The sequence below is a fragment of the Tetragenococcus halophilus genome (assembly GCF_001712815.1).
Taxonomy (GTDB): Bacteria; Bacillota; Bacilli; order Lactobacillales; family Enterococcaceae; genus Tetragenococcus; species Tetragenococcus halophilus.
On the sequence record NZ_CP012047.1, the window covers coordinates 2,215,566 to 2,236,006 of the forward strand.

General features: G+C 34.7%; 20 protein-coding genes. 3 read left to right on the top strand and 17 right to left on the bottom strand.

The genetic code is table 11. The features are described from left to right. The first annotated feature begins 105 nt into the window (after window positions 1–105). A complete protein-coding gene (locus AC806_RS10635) occupies window positions 106–636 on the top strand; it encodes a type 1 glutamine amidotransferase domain-containing protein (protein WP_014125739.1) in 531 nt (176 codons plus the stop codon). Between the two features lie 311 nt (window positions 637–947). On the opposite strand, the gene AC806_RS10640 is transcribed toward AC806_RS10635, so the two are convergent. Beyond that, window positions 948–1,715 (bottom strand): aminoglycoside adenylyltransferase domain-containing protein, encoded by a 768-nt coding sequence (locus AC806_RS10640; RefSeq protein WP_061841242.1) that lies wholly within the window; start codon window positions 1,713–1,715, stop codon window positions 948–950. Between the two features lie 63 nt (window positions 1,716–1,778). Next, window positions 1,779–2,096 carry a MazG nucleotide pyrophosphohydrolase domain-containing protein gene (locus AC806_RS10645; RefSeq protein ID WP_061841243.1) on the bottom strand — a complete coding sequence of 106 codons (318 nt, stop codon included), beginning with the start codon at window positions 2,094–2,096 and terminating at the stop codon, window positions 1,779–1,781. Window positions 2,097–2,182: 86 nt separating this feature from the next. On the opposite strand from AC806_RS10645, the gene AC806_RS10650 reads away from it, so the two are divergent. Continuing rightward, window positions 2,183–2,743, top strand: coding sequence for an LOG family protein (locus AC806_RS10650; RefSeq protein ID WP_061841244.1), 561 nt, complete (start codon window positions 2,183–2,185; stop codon window positions 2,741–2,743). A 57-nt stretch (window positions 2,744–2,800) separates the two neighbouring features. Here the strand turns inward: AC806_RS10650 and AC806_RS10655 are convergent, their stop codons facing one another. Both AC806_RS10655 and AC806_RS10660 read right to left on the bottom strand, forming a co-directional pair. Next, window positions 2,801–3,904 carry an alpha/beta hydrolase gene (locus tag AC806_RS10655; protein WP_130705985.1) on the bottom strand — a complete coding sequence of 368 codons (1,104 nt, stop codon included), beginning with the start codon at window positions 3,902–3,904 and terminating at the stop codon, window positions 2,801–2,803. A gap of 38 nt (window positions 3,905–3,942) precedes the next feature. Continuing rightward, on the bottom strand, window positions 3,943–4,395 hold the full coding sequence (locus AC806_RS10660) for a helix-turn-helix domain-containing protein (protein WP_014125745.1): 453 nt from the start codon (window positions 4,393–4,395) through the stop codon (window positions 3,943–3,945). Between the two features lie 193 nt (window positions 4,396–4,588). Here AC806_RS10660 and AC806_RS10665 point away from each other — a divergent pair, with 193 nt between their 5' ends. Continuing rightward, a complete protein-coding gene (locus AC806_RS10665; protein ID WP_014125746.1) occupies window positions 4,589–5,350 on the top strand; it encodes a MerR family transcriptional regulator in 762 nt (253 codons plus the stop codon). A gap of 153 nt (window positions 5,351–5,503) precedes the next feature. On the opposite strand, the gene AC806_RS10670 is transcribed toward AC806_RS10665, so the two are convergent. From AC806_RS10670 to AC806_RS10730, 13 genes are all read right to left on the bottom strand, one after another. Beyond that, window positions 5,504–5,995, bottom strand: a complete 492-nt coding sequence (locus AC806_RS10670; RefSeq protein ID WP_069029296.1) for a CvpA family protein — start codon at window positions 5,993–5,995, stop codon at window positions 5,504–5,506. 343 nt (window positions 5,996–6,338) lie between these two features. Next, complete coding sequence (locus tag AC806_RS10675) at window positions 6,339–6,980, bottom strand: uracil-DNA glycosylase (protein WP_069029297.1); 642 nt, start codon at window positions 6,978–6,980, stop codon at window positions 6,339–6,341. 246 nt (window positions 6,981–7,226) lie between these two features. Continuing rightward, a complete protein-coding gene (locus AC806_RS11770; RefSeq protein ID WP_082786943.1) occupies window positions 7,227–7,826 on the bottom strand; it encodes a LysM peptidoglycan-binding domain-containing protein in 600 nt (199 codons plus the stop codon). Between the two features lie 342 nt (window positions 7,827–8,168). Beyond that, window positions 8,169–8,486, bottom strand: a complete 318-nt coding sequence (locus tag AC806_RS10685) for a hypothetical protein (RefSeq protein WP_041591861.1) — start codon at window positions 8,484–8,486, stop codon at window positions 8,169–8,171. Window positions 8,487–8,590: 104 nt separating this feature from the next. After that, window positions 8,591–9,172 carry a TetR/AcrR family transcriptional regulator gene (locus AC806_RS10690; protein ID WP_014125751.1) on the bottom strand — a complete coding sequence of 194 codons (582 nt, stop codon included), beginning with the start codon at window positions 9,170–9,172 and terminating at the stop codon, window positions 8,591–8,593. 231 nt (window positions 9,173–9,403) lie between these two features. Further along, window positions 9,404–10,402, bottom strand: a complete 999-nt coding sequence (locus AC806_RS10695; protein ID WP_014125752.1) for an isocitrate/isopropylmalate dehydrogenase family protein — start codon at window positions 10,400–10,402, stop codon at window positions 9,404–9,406. A 63-nt stretch (window positions 10,403–10,465) separates the two neighbouring features. Next, window positions 10,466–11,890, bottom strand: coding sequence for a DASS family sodium-coupled anion symporter (locus AC806_RS10700; protein ID WP_061841248.1), 1,425 nt, complete (start codon window positions 11,888–11,890; stop codon window positions 10,466–10,468). Window positions 11,891–12,197: 307 nt separating this feature from the next. Continuing rightward, on the bottom strand, window positions 12,198–13,019 hold the full coding sequence (locus AC806_RS10705; RefSeq protein WP_014125755.1) for an undecaprenyl-diphosphate phosphatase: 822 nt from the start codon (window positions 13,017–13,019) through the stop codon (window positions 12,198–12,200). A 280-nt stretch (window positions 13,020–13,299) separates the two neighbouring features. Beyond that, a complete protein-coding gene (locus AC806_RS11775; RefSeq protein WP_083207585.1) occupies window positions 13,300–13,857 on the bottom strand; it encodes a LysM peptidoglycan-binding domain-containing protein in 558 nt (185 codons plus the stop codon). Window positions 13,858–14,161: 304 nt separating this feature from the next. After that, window positions 14,162–16,105 (bottom strand): beta-glucoside-specific PTS transporter subunit IIABC, encoded by a 1,944-nt coding sequence (locus AC806_RS10715; protein ID WP_069029298.1) that lies wholly within the window; start codon window positions 16,103–16,105, stop codon window positions 14,162–14,164. A 200-nt stretch (window positions 16,106–16,305) separates the two neighbouring features. Further along, entirely contained in the window at window positions 16,306–16,854 is a 549-nt protein-coding gene (locus AC806_RS10720; RefSeq protein WP_069029299.1) for a GNAT family N-acetyltransferase, read from the bottom strand. Between the two features lie 147 nt (window positions 16,855–17,001). Then, the gene (locus AC806_RS10725; protein WP_231960494.1) at window positions 17,002–17,955 is read right to left on the bottom strand and encodes a CAP domain-containing protein; all 954 of its coding nucleotides are present in this window, start codon (window positions 17,953–17,955) and stop codon (window positions 17,002–17,004) included. 323 nt (window positions 17,956–18,278) lie between these two features. After that, window positions 18,279–20,438 carry a transglutaminase-like domain-containing protein gene (locus AC806_RS10730; protein ID WP_069029301.1) on the bottom strand — a complete coding sequence of 720 codons (2,160 nt, stop codon included), beginning with the start codon at window positions 20,436–20,438 and terminating at the stop codon, window positions 18,279–18,281. Between the last annotated feature and the right edge of the window lie 3 nt (window positions 20,439–20,441).

A 20,441-nucleotide genomic window follows, 5' to 3' on the forward strand; every position in this document is an offset into this window, starting at 1 on the left:
TGTTCTTTCCATCCTCTGTTAGACTGAGTTTAATAGGGTTGATATTAAATTTTAGACTTGCTAAGTTTAATATACAACTTATTAAATAAAAATGGAGGGATTAGCTTGCGTTTAGAAAATCATAAAGTTATCTCGCTAGTCGATCATGATTTTGACGATTTAGAACTATGGTATCCAGTTCTTCGCTTGCGTGAAGAAGGTGCTCAAGTAGATTTAGTTGGACAAGAAGCCAAACAAACTTACATTGGGAAAAATGGTGTTCCAGCTGAATCTGATTATGCTTTTGCCGATGTTAACCCTGAAGAATACGATGCAGTTATTGTTCCTGGTGGATGGGCGCCGGATAAACTTCGTCGCTTTCCTGAAGTTAAAAAGATTGTAAAACATATGAAAGATAACAACAAAGCCATTGGTGAAATTTGCCACGCTGGTTGGGTATTAATTTCCTCTGGTATCTTGGAAGGAAAAACAGTCACAAGTACACCTGGGATTAAAGACGATATGACAAATGCTGGTGCAACTTGGGTCAATGAAGCCGTTGTGACCGACGGACAACTTGTTTCAAGTAGGAGACCCCCTGATTTACCAGAGTATTTACCAGAGCTTATTCAAGTGATGGAAAAATATCACCGTTAAAATACAAATATCTCAAGCTAAAAAGCCGGTTCTAATTCAAATAGAACCGGCTTTTTGCTGTAATTCACAGCGATTCAGCGACCAAAAGAAAGCTGAAGTTGTTGAAGAACAGTACTAGATAATCAGTTGGCCATGCAGTTAAGTGCTATTTCATCTTATATGATTTACTGTAAAGAACTGTCGATAACTGAATGAATGAACCATTACTGGATGGAGCATGGGTTTATTTTAAAAAATGGAGCTCCAGCTGAAAGTAAAGAAATATTTACAGACACTTCATCAAAATTTCAACTTTTTCTTCACATCAATTTTTAAACTGCCCCCCTCTTGTACTCGATATTGTGCAACATTTGATCTGCAAGGTCTTTTGCATATGCCTTATCCACTTGCATCGCATGTTTTGTTTTATAACAATACAATGCTTCTGCAATTAAGGGATGATACTTTGTAGAAATATGCGTCAACCCCCATTTACCACCTTGCTGCTTTGAAAGATATAAACCATCTTCTAGAAATGCCAGTACTCTACACAAATTTAGCACCATATACATTGGTTCATTGACTATATTTTTTCTAGCATTTTTTATATCACACCAGATACTATCTACATAATCTTTTGTTGGTACTTTACCAAACACCTCTTTAATCGGTTCTCCATATAAAACAATTCCACAATGATTTATCATGGTAAAATGAGCTGCAAGATCCTTATCTTTACCTTTCATATTTTCTATATACTTTATTGGATTATGTTTATACTGCTTAACATGCATTTGAGAAAAATGTAATTCAAAAGGCGTTGGATAAACAAATGGATGGCAGTATTTTCTTCGTACAACACTAAATTCCAGTCCCTTTGCTGGTCCTTGTTCGTTTAATTTCATTACATCATCCATAAATTTTATTTTTTGGCTATTCGTGATATTGTTTTCGACTATGATAATTAAATCAATATCGCTCTTTTCTGCATTAAAACAATTCATCGCCATAGAACCATGTAAATATACACCCGTTAAATGGCTATTAAATACCTCTTTACACTTAGCAGAAAATTCATCAATTAAGCTTTGATAATACAAATAAAGGTCCGCTCCTTTAAAAAAAAAATTGTTTAAAGCATATAATCGTAAATCTTTGATATATTATTTTTCATATCTTGAAAGCAATTTTTCTTTATGAGCTAGCATAATCCTTTCCAAGGAAATATCATACTTATCCGCTATTACAAAAATATTATCTAATACGTCTCCTAATTCTTCTATCAAGTTTTCTAATTGTTCGTTGTATTCAGAAGTTTTCTCATCTGGTCTATCACGTCCAATTTCTAATGTCCTAATCGCTCGGCTGACCTCTCCAACTTCTTCAGAAAGAAAGTTAGAACGTATGAACGGACCATACTGATACCATTTCCTTTGTTTATAAAAATCGCTAATAAATAACTGATACTCACGAATATCCAAATTTAACACCTACTTTTTAGTTTTTTACAATCTAAATTTTCTTCTATGATATACTATTTTTAATGGAAATAGAAGGGAGTTTTTATTTGAATATCACGGTATACAGCGGAGCAAATAGAGGAAACCAAGCGATTTTTGAACAATCTGCTATTGAATTAGGAAGTTGGATCGCTAAAAATAATAATACACTGGTTTATGGTGGCGGAAAGGCAGGTTTAATGGGGAGCTTAGCTGATACAGTTCTTCATTCTGGCGGTAAAGCTATTGGTGTTATTCCTACATTTTTAAAAAATAGAGAACTGGCACACCAAAATTTAACGAAATTATATGTCGTTGAGTCCATGTCTGAAAGAAAAGATAAAATGGCTTCCTTAGCCGAGGCATTTATCGCTTTACCAGGTGGTCCTGGGACTCTGGAAGAAATTACTGAAATGGTTTCTTGGGCAAGAATTGGACAAAATCCCAATCCATGTATCTTTTATAATGTAAATAATTACTATGGTGCAATTGAAAACTTTTACGATCATATGGTAATCAATGAATTTTTAACAAAAGAAGACCGCAGCAAAATTCTTTTCTCCTCTTCTTTTGATGAAATCAACTCCTTTATAGAAAATTATGAGCCTCCTTTAGTCAGACAATATTAAAGAATAAATTATAAAAATAAAGACTGCTTCTCTTTTATTTTATAGGAGAAGCAGTCTTCATTTAGTCAATTGTTTTTTAAAATCAACTAAAACTTTTACGAACTGTTGTGGTTGGTCTTGGTGGATATTATGCATTGATTTAAAACCATCGATCAATTCTGCACCTTCTATGAGTTCTGTTGCATAAGTAGCATCTTTTTCATCCATTGCTGAAAGTAAAATGCCATTATTATCATAGTAACTTGGGGCACTTTCATTACTTGGGGCAACATGAAGTAAAGTTGTCGGGACGCGAATACGAGACAAAGTTTCGGCTTGGTCAAAGTTATCAAACCATGAATAATTATAAAAAGCATCGCCAAAACGCAAATCATATTCCCCTGTCCCATCTTGTATATTAGCAGTTAAGTCATAGATAAGGTTCACAGCTAGTCGAGGCGGATAATACCAAATACGAGGAAGCTGATTCGGATATTTTTTCATGTAAGAAAAAGCAGGTTTTTTTACAATCTTTGCCCAATTGTCTTTTCCATTTTTATTAAAAAAAGTTTGCATGTAATCATGCTCAAGACTATATTTTGTATAATTTTTTTCTGCCTCTTGGTACAAGAAATCATGGTTAACTTTAAATCCTTTACCTGCATAAGTATTTTCTGCACGATTTGGTTCGGTTGAAAAAAAGGGCGCATCTTCAATCACAACACCTAGCACATTTTCCGGAAAATTCGCAGAAAGCCAGGCAGTTAAAAGACCACCGGAAGAATGTCCCGAAATAATAACAGGTTTTTTGATCACATTTTCGATAAACCAAATAAGATCATTCCCAATAGCATTAGCAAAATATTTATTGGGATCCTTACTGGAGCCACCATGTCCATAATAATCTACTGCATAAATGTGGTATTCTTTGGCTAAGGCAGGAAGGACTTTTGCATAATCTTCCCAAGATACCATCTGACCATGTAATAATAATAAAGGTGTATTATTGCTGGAATTTTCTCCGTAATTTAAAACAGATCCATCCGGTAAATTCACTTGTTTTTCAGACATATTTGCTTGTTTGATAAGTTTATCCTTCTTTTTATCATAATTCATATTTTGATAAGCATAAAAAAGAAGTAAGACAATAATTATCGCCAAGATAAAAAATAAAATTGTCATTTTATCCCCCCAAAAAAAATTTTTAGTTCTCTTGCATCTTATTTCGGATAAAAATGATCCAATAAATCTTGCATTGAATCCATAAAAGTATCGTCGGTCACTAATGCTATTCCTTGCGTTTCATCTCCTAAAACAACCAACTGGCTAGCTGTTTTTAAGCTGAATATTTCTCTTGCTTTTTGGGGAATAATAATTTGTCCTTTTTCATCTATAGTAACTGTACCAAAGAAATATTTCCCTCTTGGAGCAATTGGCATTACTGAAGTTTCTCCATCATAATGTAGTAAATCGTCAATAGTTATGTTATAAAAAGCTGCAATTGCATCACACTTGATAATATCTGGAACGGTTGTACCCTTTTCCCATTTTGCGACTGTTTGTCTAGAAACATCTAGCTTTTCTGCAAATTCTTCAATTGTCAGATCACGGCTTTTTCGTAAAAAAATTAAATTTTTATGGATGTGAATTGACTTATTTACATATTCCGTCATACCCTTACACTTCTTTCCTAGCTTTAGTCTAAATTAAAATAATAATAAAGCAAGCAACCACACTTTACAATTATTGTTAATTCAAGTTAACTAATTAATTGTTCTAAAAATAATAAAAGAGCATCTAATAAAAAATAACTTGACCTTTACGTTACGTAAAGCCTTATAGTCAAAATTGAAAGGAGGACAAATAATGTCGTATACCATTAAAGACATCGCTGATATGGCCAATATCAGCACAAGAACACTTCGATATTACGATCAAATCGCTTTATTAAAGCCGACAACAATTTCAGCTTCAGGATATCGCCTTTATGGAGAAAAAGAAATTGATCGTTTACAACAGATACTTCTTTATCGTTCTTTGGGTTTAAAATTAGCACAAATTCAATCCATATTGGATGATCCAACATTCAATACGCTAGCTGCTTTAAAAGAACACCAAAGTAATTTAGAAGAGGAAAGAGAAAAGATTAACCAATTACTAACTACCGTTAAAAAAACGATCCAGTATACAAAAGGAGAAATTAATATGAACACAGCAGAAAAATTTGAGGGATTTAAAAAAGAACGTCTAACTGAAAATGAAAAACTATACGGAGAAGAAATTAGGGAGAAGTATGGCGAAGAAACAATTGAAAAATCTAACAAAAAATTCATGAATCTTAGCAAAGCAGATTTCCAAAAAATGCAAGAAGTAGAAGATGAACTATTCGAAAAACTAGATCAACTAGCTATTTCACAAGATTTAATTTCACAGGAAGCTAAAGAAGTATACAGCTTGCATAGACAATGGCTTATGTATTCCTGGTCAAACTATTCAGCAGAAGCACACAAAGGTTTAGTAGATATGTACCTTGCCGATAACCGTTTTGTCGATTATTACAATAACCGCGCAGGAAAAAATGTCGTTTCAATTTTACATGATGCCATTGTTAAGTATGCTAAAGATTAATACAAAAGTATGATAAAATTTTTACTATCTTAAGGCTAGAAACGATCAAACATTCAATTGGAAAATGATCGCAATTCTTTCTATTATCGCCCTTGTACATGCTAAAAAACGACTTGATATGAACTATCAAGTCGTTTTTTATACGAAAGTTGTTTAAAGTTCTTCTACTTTTTCTGAAAGAACTGGGGTGTCTTCCACAATTTTCTGAGCTAGTGTTGAATCTGAAACAGTTTGTTGCGCAAACGCATTGGGAACAAAAGCAAATAAATTTAATAATAAAAAGACAGCTAAATATACTTTTACGACACCAAACGCACCACCTAACCAGCGATTTAAAATATTCAACAAAGGTAAGCTGGCCAAAAAATTGAGCGACGATCCTATAATACTCCATAAGATTCTTATACCAATAAATAAAATCACAAAAGCAAGTGCTTGATAATAAAATAACTCTGAATTTCCACCGCTTGAGCCGGGAAAAGGAATCCATCGTAAATATGGAGATAGTCTATCAAAATATAAATACGAAACAGCAAGCGCAACAATAAAACCGGTTAATCCGACAACTTGTAACACCAACCCACTTCTCAGCCCAATAAAGAAACCACCAACTAAAATAAGTAAAATGAGCAACGTTAATATCATTCTAGTTTCTTCCTTTCCTATTTATTGCCAAGGCTTTCATCTCTTCTTTTTAAAATTTTATTTCTATAAATCACATTTTACATGCTTATACTGTTATTATGACAAAAATCACAAATTTTTATAGTTTTTATAATTTAATACGGACGTTACTTTTACTGAGTTAGGACCAACAACGAGACTTTTAGCCCCTTCTTAAACTAATTTAGGGCCAATAGCATCACTTATGGCCCTTCCTTAGGTCAACCTTAGGCCAAGCAATCCACTTATGTCCCTTATTTCAGCTACCTTTGGACCAATCGTTTTGCCTTTGGTCTCTCACTAGCTAAATCTAGGGCCAATCATCCTACTTCTTTTTCTTAATAAGTGCAGATAGATTATCCCAATCCTGATCAATTGTTTTTTCTAAATCACGATTATAAAGCATTGCAGCAGGATGATACATTGGATAAATATAATAATTTTCTTCTGTTTTCTCATAATTCTTGCGGTCTTTTGATAACTTATAGATCGGTTGTTGAAGCGTTTGTCCATGGTAATTAGAGACGGTATACTGATTTCCTAATAAGCGATTCATTGCGCTATTTCCCAATGTAACAATAATCTTAGGCGCTATACTCTTTATTTCAAAATCCAAAAATGGCGCGAAAAGTTTGATTTCTGTTTTATTAGGCGTTCGGTTCGGATAACTCTTTTTTTCCTCCCCACTCTTATTTGTTCTTTGCTTTACACTATAAGGTCGACTTTTAACTACGCTTGTCATGTAAATATCTTCTCTATATAAATTAATTTTTGCAAGGGCTTTATCCAAACCTTTTCCCGCTTGACCGCTAAAAGGGATTTGCGTTTTAATTTCTGTTTGACCAGGCGCTTCAGCTACGAGCATAATCGCAGCATCTTCTGCTCCTCTACCAGGTAAAAACCCTTCTAATTGAAACTTTTTGCTTTGCTCCATAATTTCTTTTTTTAATTTAGTTGGATACTCCATTTTAGATACCTTCTTATTTACTACTTATTTTTATTTTCATTTTTAGTGTCAAAACAACATAAACTATACAAACTATTCCACCTAAAGCAATATCTACCCAATATAATTAAACAAACCAACCTATCATAGCTTCTTCTAATATACAAAATAAACTATGAAAATCTCATTTGTTATTTTAATAAAGCATAAAAAAGCCCTCATCACACAGACAAGGACCTTTTACTATACCATTTATTTATTGCCGAATTACCACCAGTTGTTTTGCGCTCTAAAACTCATGGCTTCTGCCATAGAACCATAACGACTAGTACCGTATTCAATCATACCTTTAGTTTGTTCTTCTACACTACCAGTTCCCCAAGATTCTTTTGTTTGGCCTAAACCTTGATATCCAAGTGGGTTCACTGCATTAGGGTTACCGCCAGATTCTGGCATTACAATAGTGCTCCACATTTCTTCTGTACCACCTGCTGCTAAGAATTGATCTTTTGTAGATCCACCATTAGAACTTGAAGCTTCTTCTGCTGCTGGTTGTTCTGCTTGTGCAGGAGCTTGTTGTTCTTGAACGGGTGCTTCTTGTGCAGGTGCAGGCGCTTGTTCACCATTACCATCTGTTGGAATCGTTAATTCTTCGCCAACATAAATCATATTTTTATCTTTAATGTCATTGGCTTCGACGATAGAATCAATTAAGCTTTTGTCTCCAACATATTGCTTAGAAATTTTACCTAATGTATCGTCTTGTTGAATTGTATGAATTTCATCTGCATTTGCACTTGTTGTACCAACTGCGAAAACAGTTCCTGCTGTTAGTGCTGTTCCTAGTAATAATTTTTTAAGTTTCATTAAATAGTACCTCCAAGATTTTTTAACTATGTGGTCTTTCCACGCTCATTAATTTACCATAAATTGAGTTTTCGTGTGTTAAGCGTCAATAACATTTCATTACATTTATAACGAAATGAAAACAAATTGAAATATTTCAGTATATAAACATTGTCAATTCAGCATTTCCCACATATCTACCTATGTAGTTTGTATCTTTTTTTCCAATGAAAAAAATTATTTTTTTTAGAAATTTTCCTTTACAAAGATAAAAATAAAAGTTTTTACGGCAAAAAAATCCTCACTAAAATCATTGCAATGAGGATTTTTATTCATTCCTTTTCATTCATATACTACCCATTTTCACTTCAATAACAAGCTAATCAACCAACCGACAATGGCCAACATTATAATATAGCTGATGAGTGTATTAGCGATACCCATACGAAAGCTCCAAATATATAACGCTAATACAATTGTTGCGACAATAATTGCTGCTATAGTAAGCCATGCGGGCATTTTTAAAACAGCTAAACCGCCAGCGATTAGTACGGCACCACTTACTATTAAACTCAAGAAATCGGATTTTAGAAACTCATTTACTGGAAATTCGACAAAACCCCAGGCATCTACAATTAAACCAACAACCACCATAGTCCAGCCTAGTATCTGTAGTCCCATTATATTCACCCCTTTCATTTTTTAAATCCAATTCTTTTTGAATGAATATTTTATAAATTCATTCATTTAAGTTTAAAATAATTCACCACTGTTTTTAGTGGCGTTTATTTGTTTGCGCTAAGTCCATCCACGATCATATCAGCCAATATTTCTAAAACTTGCGGATAATTATTTGTTCTAATTTCCTCTTTATGATTATCAACAACCACTAGAGCATTAAACAAAGCTAATGTAGTCTTCCTATCAATATCTTGTCGAAACTCGCCGCTTGCTTGCCAACGTTCAATATTTTCAATTAAAAAACTATAAACCAAGCTATCTTGCCAAGCATTTTTATTTTTATCATGATTTGTAATTAGTTGACTCACTTCGGAATTTCGATACCACTCTGCTAAAATCGGATTTTGCTTACTCGTTTGAATGATTGTCGTGATAAATTGCTTGATGATTTCCTTTGGTGGTTGTCTTGTATCGATTTGTGACACAATTTTATATTTAGCTGCTTCATTTTCTGCTTGATAAACTTCATAGAAAATCTCTTCTTTAGAGGAATAGTACTTATAAAACGTCCCCACTGCCACATTTGCTTGTTTTGTTATTGCTGCAATATTCGTTTTCTTAAAGCCTTGTTCTAAAAAGAGCTCTCTAGCTGCAGCAAAAAGTGTCTGTTCTTTATCTATCTGCATCCAATTTTCACCTCTCAAACAATGAATGAATTATTTTTATAATCATTCATTATAATACATTCTTTCTAAGGATTTGTCAATGCGTAAATATAAAAACTACCCGTGTTACATTTTTTTAACCTTTTAGCTGTTATAACTTTATTAAAATAAATGATTTCAAAATAAAAGACCAGAAACAATTTTGATACTGTCTCTGGTCTTTTATAACATTTATTAAGTAAGGCAAAATGATTATCGCTTCATCTGTTGGATCACTGCTTGCGTAAATTGGCTTGTTGTAGCTGTTCCCTTTAAATCGTGTGTAAAATTTTCCGGCTTACTTAATACCTCATTCAAAGCGTGCCGAATATTGTTACTTTCCTTTGTTTTTCCTAAATAATCCAACATCATACAACCACCTAAAATAATCGCAGTAGGGTTGGCTAAATTTTTACCAGCAATATCTGGCGCAGAACCATGGACAGCTTCAAATATCGCCATGTCATCTCCAATATTTGCGCCAGGAACAAGCCCTAAACCACCGATAAGTCCTGCCATTTCATCAGATAAAATATCTCCATATAAGTTTTCTGTCACTACCACATCAAATTGGTATGGATTAATCACTAATTGCATCGCCATATTATCTACTAGAATTTCTTTAAACTCAATCGTTGGAAATTCCTCTGCAATTTCTCGTGCTATTTCTAAAAACATACCATCAGAAAGCTTCATGATGTTGGCTTTTGTCACGACTGTAACACTTTTCCGCTTGTTTTCTTTGGCATACTCAAAGGCACGACGGATAATTCGTTCAGAAGCTTTTCGAGTGATCATTTTTATACTATGCATTTCGTCATCAGAAACTTTTTTCTCTACACCTGCATATAAATCTTCTGTATTTTCTCGAAATAAAACTAAATCCAAATTTTCAAATAATGTTTCTATAGTACCGATAGATTGCACCGGACGGATATTTGCGTATAAATCATATTTTTTTCGTAAACTTACATTTACACTACGAAAACCTTTGCCTATAGGGGTAGTCATAGGCGCTTTTAAAGCCACCTTGTTCTTTTCTAAACTTTTAAAAACACCATCCGGGATAAGCGTTCCCGTTTCTTCATAAACGTCTTCTCCTGCATGAACAATATCCCAAACAATATCAGCACCTGAGGCATCAATTACATCCATTGCACTTTGTGAAATTTCTTTACCGATCCCATCTCCAGTAATCATTGTTACTTTCATATGCTAACCTCTTTCTTGAAAATTTTACTTTCCACGTACTTCTATATATAAATAAATCTTTTCTCACATAAAGCCGATAAAGCCTAACCAAGCAGAACCAATAACTAACCAAATAAATAAGTAAACCAGTCCCATAATAAAGCATATTTTCCACCATTCCTTTTGCGTCACATAGCCTTCGCCAAAGAGAACAGCTGCAGGTCCACTAGCATAATGTGTCGTAGCTCCGCAAATGTTAGTAACATAAGCCAGCATTAAAGCGGCAAATAAAGGCGGTGTCCCAGAAGCTAACGCAACCCCTAAAAAGGCTGGATACATCGCTGTAACATGTGCTGTTAGACTGGCAAAGAAATAATGGCTGTAGAAAAATGCTAAACAAAGGGTTATAAAAATCGCAACCCAGCTCCACCCAGTAACCGCAGAAGCAATCGCCTCACTAAACCAAGAGATAAAACCGAGTTCATTTAATTGTCCTGCCATCATCACCAAAATAGCAAACCAAATTAAGGTATTCCACGCGCCTTTTTCTTGTGTGATGTCATTCCATGCCAAGATTTTAAGTATTAAGAGCAATGAAATCGCAATTAACGCGACAGTCACCGCGCTTAAAGCAATAAATTGTCCGGATATCCATAAGATAATAGCCAGAATAAAAATCCAGGACATATTTTTTTCATCAAACGTCATTGGACCCACTTCACTTTTCTTTTCTTTAGCCCAACTTGGCGCACCAGGTGTTTCTTTTATTTCAGGCGGATAAATTTTAAATAAAATAAGTGGAATCACAATTAATGACAAAATGCCCGGAACCAAAGCGCCTAAAAACCAGTTCATCCAAGTAATTTCAATGCCAAAACCAGCGGCTAATTCTTGTGCTAAGGGCTTAGTTGCTCCTGCTGTTAAAAACATCGTCGCTACAATAGTATCTATATGATAAAGACAAGTAATCAAAAAAGCCCCTAGCTTTCGACGGGTTCCATCTTGTGGTTTTGAATCGTATATATCCGCTAATCCTTGAACAATGGGTAACATTACACCCCCAGTTCGCGCAGTACTGCTTGGAATAGCAGGGCCAACAACAATATTTACTCCCATCATAGCATAAACCAAACCAATCGTTTTCTTCCCAAAACGTTCAATTAAATTGTAGGCAATTCGGTGTCCTAGCCCGGTTTTGATAATCCCTTTAGATAAGAAAAAAGCTAAAACGATCAACCAGACGCTTGTACCTGAAAACGCGTCCAATGCAGTTTCTGTACTTAATGGGCCAACCAATATTGTTACTGTTAACCCTATTAAAGCTACTGCGCCCATCGGTAAAGGCTTCAAAATAATGGCCACAATTGTAGCAATAAATATCGCTAGCATTTGCCAGCCCTCTACTGGCACTTCTTCAGGCCTCCAAGGGAAAAACCAAATGATGAAACCAACGACTACAGGAATCATTAAATGAATAAAAAATTGCCTGTTAAATTTTGAATCTGCCATACTTTCAAACCTACTTTCAGTTAGTTTTGCTCATACTTAAGCAGTTACCTTTTTATATCATGCTCTAATAAATTGCCGATTTTATAAGCTGCTTTTTCACAACAATGTTTACTATTATTCCATCGGTTCTAACTATTGAAATTTAAAACTACTTTTTCTATTTTAGCAAATGATTGCGCTGTAACACTAGCTTTTTCTGTTATAAGTCTGTCACGTTCATGGAATCCTTCTTAAAAAAAGACTGGAAATCCCCAGTCTTTTTTGTATTCTATTCCATTTGGTCTACGTAGATCATGATTCGTTCATTCTACAAAAAGAACAATACCAAAAGACCGACAGCGACGCAATAATAGGCAAAATATTCTAATTTTCCTTGACGCATGACGTTCATGAATAATTTCAACCCAAAATAGCTAGCAACAAAGGTAGTAATAAATGCCAGCAAGTATGGTGCCCATAATTGGCCCATTGCCGGATCTTGAACAATTTCAGGAATTTCAAGAATACCTGTCCCCAGGCTTACGGGAATATAAAGAAGGAAAGAAAAGCGCAAAGCAGTCTCTTTTTTCATTCCGACCAACATAGAAGCAACAATTGTAGCGCCCGATCTACTTATCCCTGGCGTTGTGGCCACTGCTTGTGCAAGACCGACAATAGCAGCATCTTTTGCTGATAGATCCCCATCTTGTTTACGTCCTTGTAGATTACGAATCAACCAAAGGAAAAGTGCCGTAATCAACAAGGTAATCCCAACAACATTTGTTCCACTTAACACCTCACCAAGGACATCTCCAAACAATACACCAATGATCCCAACTGGAATAGTCGCTATAATAAGATAAACGACAAACATAAAGTCACTTTTAACGGTTTTATCTCCTTTAAATAAAAACTTCCAAGTATTCACGATTAAACGTACGATATCTTGCCGATAAATTAGCATAACTGCTAGCAAAGAAGCAAAATTCACAAAGATTTCAAAAGAAAGTCCCCTAGCTTCAATGTTAAACAACTCTCTTGCAATAATTAAGTGTCCACTAGAAGACACCGGAATAGGTTCGGTAACCCCCTGAACAATCCCAAGAATAAAATACTGGAACAATGTCCACAAATTAGTTAAAGACGCCATTTTTAATTCCTTTCTTCTTACATGTCTTAGATAGATTAATCAAACAATCTAATGATATTGTACTTTATTTGAAATTCGATATCACTAGGCAATTGCATAAATTAAAAAAATATAAGTAAAACACAATATAAGAATGAGGTAACAAACTAAAAAAAGACAAATCGATGCAAACTCTTCAATTTTAGAAGAGAACATTCGATTTGTCTTCGTTTCGGACATTTTCTATTTTAGAAATTGTCGTTCATTTAATACTAATTTATTCGTGAAAAACTTACTAGGTTTATGCAGTTACCCATTGGGAAGCGCCAGCTGTATCATATAATTTTTGTGCTGCTGCGTCTTGAACTTCTTCAGGAGCATTGGCAGCAGGGCTACCTTGATATTCTGCTGGTGCTACAGAATCCCATGTAGTTTGCAAGAATTGGTATTTACCAGATGCGCCAGAAGATGGGTTAGTTGCATGGATATCTCCACCTGATTCACGTTGCGCGATTTGTTTCAAATGGTCGTTAACTTCAACAGATGAATCACCAGAATTGTCTGCTTCTTCAGTAGCTGGTTGTGCTTGTTGTACAGGAGCTTGTTCTTGTTCACTGTTTCCGTCTGTTGGAATCGTTAATTCTTCGCCTACATAAATCATGTTTTTATCTTTAATATCATTAGCTTCGACGATGGAATCAATTAAACTTTTGTCTCCAACATATTGTTTAGAAATTTTTGCTAATGTATCGTCTGTTTGAATTGTATGAATTTCATCTGCATTTGCACTTGTTGTGCCGACTGCGAAAACAGTTCCTGCTGTTAGTGCTGTTCCTAGTAGTAACTTTTTAAATTTCATGAGTTAATACCTCCAAGATTTTTTAACTACGTGGCTACCAACCACGATTGCTAATTTAACATACAGAGAGGCTTTGTGTGTTAAAGGGAAATAACAATTCATTACTTTTATGACAATGCGAAAACAGATTGAAAAATTTTCTTTTCTTACATTTCCAAAACACCATGAAATCAATCTTTTGCTATAAAACCTTCATCAACGAATTCCTTCATTTTTCTTCATTCATTACTGAAATTTTTTATTGACATAGGGAAAAAGCCTAATATAAACCCGATAAAAATAAACTTTTTCTTCAATGATTGAACTATTTCACTACGGTAAATAAATAATCCCCATGCCCTAGTTGCTTTTCATCAGTAATGAATATATCGGCGTTTTCACTTATATTGCTAACAACAATCGGAACATCTAATTCATAGCCCTTTTGTTTTAATTCATCTATTTCAAAAATAATCAATGGTTGTCCAGCTAAAACTTTATCTCCTTCTTGCACTAATTTTTCAAATCCTTCTCCTTTTAATTCGACAGTATCTAATCCAATATGAATTAAAATTTCTGTCCCCAATTCTGTTGTCAAACCGATCGCATGTCCCGTTTTAAAAACCATGCTGATTGTCGCATTCGTCGGAGCATAGACAATTCCTTTTTTAGGTACTATCACAATACCTTTACCCATAGATCCACTAGAAAACACTTCATCATTGACTTTTGATAAATTTTTAACCTCTCCATTTAATGGACTAGCAATAATATCTTGCTTACGACTTTTTTCAAGTTCATTATTGTTTAGCGTTTGGTTTTTATTTTTCTTTTTACTACTATCTACTGAGGAGTCTAGCTGTGGTGTTTTCATAAACATTTGCATAGCAAAAGCAATGACTGTGACCAAAACAAACGAAATCACACGATGCCAGAAGTTCATCGTAAGTTGACCGCTATCGGTAATATAATTAGTAATAGAAAAAACACCTAAACCACCTATACGATAAACAACTACATCAAAAAGTCCAGTATATGCGCCTCCTAGTGCACTAGAAATCAAGGCAATAATAAAAGGTTTTTTCATTGGTAATAATAATCCATAGATACCTGGTTCTGTCACCCCGAACACGGAAGCAATCGTGGCAGGAACACCAATATTTCTAACGTTTTTATCTTTATTTTTTATAATAATCGCTAGTAAAACACCTAATACACCAAAGCTTGCACTTCCTGAATTAGACAAAATTGGTGTAAATCCTTGTTCGGTGAGTTGTAATATACCAATGGGCGCTAAGCCCCAGTGTAGGCCAAACATCACTAGCAACTGCCATAATCCACCGATCAATGCACCAAAAATTGTTGGACTGATTTTATAAATGGCCATAAAGATTAAACCGATCAAATCAGAGCCCCAAGTAGCTATAGGACCAATAACTAAAATAGCTAATGTCGCAGTAACTAACACTGTAAAAAAGGGGGTTAAAAATGAATTAACTACCGAAGGAATAATTTTTTTAAATCCTTTTTCAACTTTTGCTCCCAACCAAATCGCTAGAATAGCTGGGATCACAGTAGCATAATAGCCTCCAGGCGGTAATAAGACAGGAATACCCAGAAAAGTTGTAAATACATCTGCACTAAATTGCGTTCCTTCAAACAAAGTATAAAGCGGCGCTCCCTCTGCCATGTCACTCAATGAAGGATATACTAAAGCAAAAGCAATGGCCAAAGCCGTATAAACATTCATACGAAACTTCTTAGCTGCAGTTAGTGCAATAATGACAGGTAGAAATTGAAAAAAGCCATCTCCGACCGCATTCAACACTGCATAAAAACCACTATTTGCTTCATCTAATCCAAAAACACCTAGTAAAGCAACTAAACCTTTAATCATTCCTGTGGCACTTAGCACTAGGATGAATGGTTGAAAGATACTAGAGATCAAATCAATAAAATTATTAAGTAACTTTTTTTGCCCATTTTGTTTATTAGTGTTTGACGTTTGTTCACCGTTGATATTAGAAACATTCAGAATTGCTTCGTAAACTTCACCAACGTCACTTCCAATAACCACTTGATATTGCCCACTTGCTTTCATTACAGTCACAATCCCTGACAAATTTTTCAGGTATTCTGTATCCGCTTTGCTTTCATCTTTTAAATAGAAACGCAGGCGTGTCATACAATATTGTAATTGCGCTACATTACTTTCTCCTCCTATATGTTCAATAATATCCTTTGCCAACTTCTTATAATCTTTTGCCATTATCTTTCTTCCCTCATTCATCGTAGTTTCATTAGTCTTTCTTTTTATGCAACTTTTAAATGTCACCTTCCTTTATTTGCTCCCATATTTCATAAAAAAAAGCCTAAATAAGACAAACAAAATCATAGCATAACACAGCTAATTTTGTCTTGTTTAGACACTATTTCTTGGAAATAAAATCCCTTCTAATGCTTTCACGTTCACCCTATTTCATCTTTTAAAATGCCATATAGATATTCATCGCCATAACTGCCGTCTTTTCGCGCGATATGTTGACGTAGTTTGCCTTCTAATCGCATGCCAATTTTTCTTAAAACAAGATCAGAAGCCGCATTAGCGACATCACACCAAGCGATAATACGACGATATTCTACTTCTTTACATAAGAACCTAATTACGGCATCTGCTGCCTCAGTCATCAATCCTAAGTTCCAATAATCTCTGCTTAAAACATAAGCAATACCGCATACTTCAGCTTTTTCCTCAACAGGGATAACTGAAATCATACCAACCAAATTTTCTTGATACTCAATTCCCCAACAATAATAATCTAATTGATCATAAGAGTGAACAATCGTTTTCAAGTATTCTTGGGTAATTTTTTCAGATTGGTGTGCATACCAAGTAGTATATTTTGCTACTTTTTCATCACTCGCCCAGTTGTTAAACATCGAGTGACAATCTTCCAGTTTTAATCTGCGCAAATTTAATCTTTTCGTTATTAATTGTTGTGTACCCATATGATTCATATGCTTGCCCTCCTGAAAATTTTCTCATTTATTTTATACACGTTTTCTGTGATTATTTTTTTAAGTTTACCATATAAAAATAAACTTGTTTATATTAAAAGAAAAAACGCCTTTTCTGTGATCCCCACAAAAAAGACATTTTTTAATTTATTGCGTAAGAAAATTTTCAGTATAAAGAGGTTGGTTATCTTCGTTAAAATCAACGCCAACTCCTAGCTCAGAAAAACCATCATTGACAATATTCTTACGATGGCCTGCAGAATTCATAAGCCCTTGATGAGCAAAAATGCTGCTGGTTTGTCCTTGAGCTAAATTTTCACCGGCACTCATAAAAGTAATACCGTCTGCTTGCATCCGATCAAATGGTGATTGACCTTCTGGGTTGGTATGATCAAAATAATGATTTTCTGCCATGTCTGTACTATGTTTCCTAGCAGTTTGTCTTACCTCTTCATTCCAATCCAATACATTTAACCCTCGTTTTAAACGTTCAGCATTCGTGATATCAAACAATTGATATTCAAATCCTTCTTTTAAATCGTCACTAGCCTCTGCGTAAGGAGAACTTTTTTCTGTTTCTAATGGCTCCTTTACGATTTGCATGGCTGTCACTTCATCATTTTCATGTATGTCGTAAAAAATCGTTACATAGTTGCCGTCAATGCGATAAATATCATATTCTCCGTCATTATTTGTCTGCATATTAAAACCACTATGGCGGATTGCATTTTCCGCTTCACCTAGTTCTTCATGAACTTCTGATTTTGTTGTCCCCAGAGCAATATCATTTTGCGCCGCCACTAAATCTTGATTGGTGTATAGTCCTTGAACTGTATCTTGCTGATCATAAGTAACCATCAAAAAATTTTGATAATTGTCATGATAACTCGACCATTGCAGGCCGTATTCGTTGGTCGTTTCGCGCGCAGGTTCTCCAAGGCTTTCTTCTAGCTGTTCTCTTTGGTCGCCGATTTCAATATTACCTATTGAAAAAGTTTGCGCTTCAGGTTGCGAGAGTTCTAATGCTTTTGTTTGGCTTTGCTCGTCAGTTTCTTCATTTCCAGTGATCGAATCATACAGCGATACTGCCTGTTCTCTCATAGAATTAAAGTTTAACCCCTGATCAAAAACTTGTGTGGTAAAATTTTCTACAGGCTCTTCCCAAAGAGGTTTAGTAAAAAACGCAATGAGAACGATCACTGCTAATTTCGCTAATTTTTTAAAAATAGTTCCTCACCTTCTACTATTACAAATCGATCCATCTTCTCAAAAATACTTTGTCACTTACTATTATACCTTATTTTGTATTTTAACCTTTAATGTCTACTTTAAGGCAATACTTTTCATTTTGAATTTACAGTTTTCTATAGGATATTAATAAAATATAAATAAATCAGAAGCGTTATCAAAACAAATAGTGTCGATTACGTTTTTCTCCGCTTTTTTGCCTGAGACAAATGCCAAGCAACAGCAAGAAGCAACTGACCATATGACTGTTTATCCTCCTGTTTACCACCATACAAGACTTGCTCATAACTTGAAGTCAAATAAATAAAAGTCTGTTGAAATTCAGGATAGTTTGCTTCAAAGATTTGTGTATAATGGCTTAACGGCTGTTTGGAAGCTCGAAAGACAAATTTTTCGGCCTTTTTTAATAAAATAGGATAGACTTTTAAAATATTGGCCTGACTAATCTTAACAAGAAAGAAAATATACAAATAAAAATACCAACGCCATAATATATAGATAAATCCACAAGAGATAACAAACAAAAGAATAAAAAGAGCGTTTTTCACTACAGGAGAAATGGCAAAAGAACGATGATTTGCTGGTGTCTCTGTAGTACTAGTGCTTATCATACTGCTGTCTTCTTCTGTGGTGCTGCTACTTTCTTCTGTCGTAGTATCTGATGTTTCTTGAGTTGTTGTACTTTCTGAAGAAGAACTCTCTGTGGTTTCAGAAGATGTAGTCGTTTGTTGTAAAGGCTGACTAAATGTAGGCGTCGCTTCAAAAGGCAACCAACCGTATCCCTCAAAATAGACTTCCGCCCAAGAATGAGCGTCACTGTTTCGTACGACAAATTGGTTTTCTTTTACTTTTTCGCCGGTAGAAAAGCCTTTAGACCAACGTGCGGGTATTCCCACAACTCGTAACATCACCACCATCGCAGAAGAAAAATTATCGCAATAACCCACTTGAGAATCAAACAAAAAGTGATCCACATAGTCTTGATTTTCTGTAGGAAAACCTGCATCAACTTTAGAATAACGAAAATTTTCTGAGTCCTTCAAGTAATCTTCGATAGCTGTCACTTTTCCAATTAACGTTTCCTCTTTAGCTGTCAATTCTTCTGCCAAGTCTACCACTCGTTGAGGTAATTGGTCAGGCAGCTGTAAATAATCAACTGAGGTCTCAGGTGTTGACAAAGAAACATCTGCTAGTTCTTCTAATGTATAATTAAAATCTTGCCAAGCTAGTTGAAATGAACGAGATTGTTCGCTATTTTGGAAGTCAACACGCTGGGTTTCTTGATTTACAAATAGTTCAGCTGTCGATTCTTCAAGCTTGATTTGTTTATTGCCATAAGGTAAGGGAAGATAAGAATCCATAACTTCACGATTAAAATTAATTTCCTCTTCTTCAGCAAATTCTGCCTGATAATCAGTATCAACCAAGTCAATTTCTTCTCCACTATAAGAATCTATCCGTGTATTGCCAGGTGCTGGACTTTCCCACCCAGAACCTGAATAGTAAGTCTTACTATCTATTCGCCAATAATGCGGCGATTGTTGTTGGGCCTCAAAAACAACTTGATTATCATCTAAAAGAGGACCCCCTAGCGTTTCATCATCTTCGCTGAAGCCGCTTCGCGTTAGATTCCCTGCTCCTGTTTCTTCGATAAATTGGTAAAAACCCTTCTCATTTAGGTAATTTCTAAACCTAGCACTGGGAGCAAGCATTTTTGTTTCTATAAGTTCACTAGGAGTTCCCCACGTAATTAGTAAAAATAGAGCTAACAACGTAACAACAATGAGATAATTTCTTTTATTTTTCTTGTGAATAAGCAAAAAGCGATGTAACAGCCCAAAACTAGCAAATAGTATAATCTCTAAAGGTAATTCGATGTCATTATAAATAATTAAAAATAACATGTAGCCAATAATAATTAGGTAACTGATCACTACACGTTCGTATTCGATGAGTAGTTCTGCTAATAAACTCACAACTAGAAGGACTAAACTAATAGCAATTTCTTTTGGGAGATAACCAATCCTTCCATCTAAAAATAATCCACTCAAATTTACTATACGTTGCCAAAAAACATTTGCCCATGTCACCGAAAACACTAAGTTTTGCGAAAAATTTAAAAACAATCCCCCACATAATATAAAAAAATAAAGAGGAAGTTTTATAAACCATTTAGAAAGTAATCCCGCAACTAAACAAAAAAGAGCAATAATCACAAGATTCTGACTAAATAAGCTTTCCATATGGTAAATCTTTAAAAGTTGGTAAAACGCCAATGAGAAGGTAAGAAAAGAAAGAACCATTGGAGCTATTTTGTCATAAATTCTTCTACGCATCGC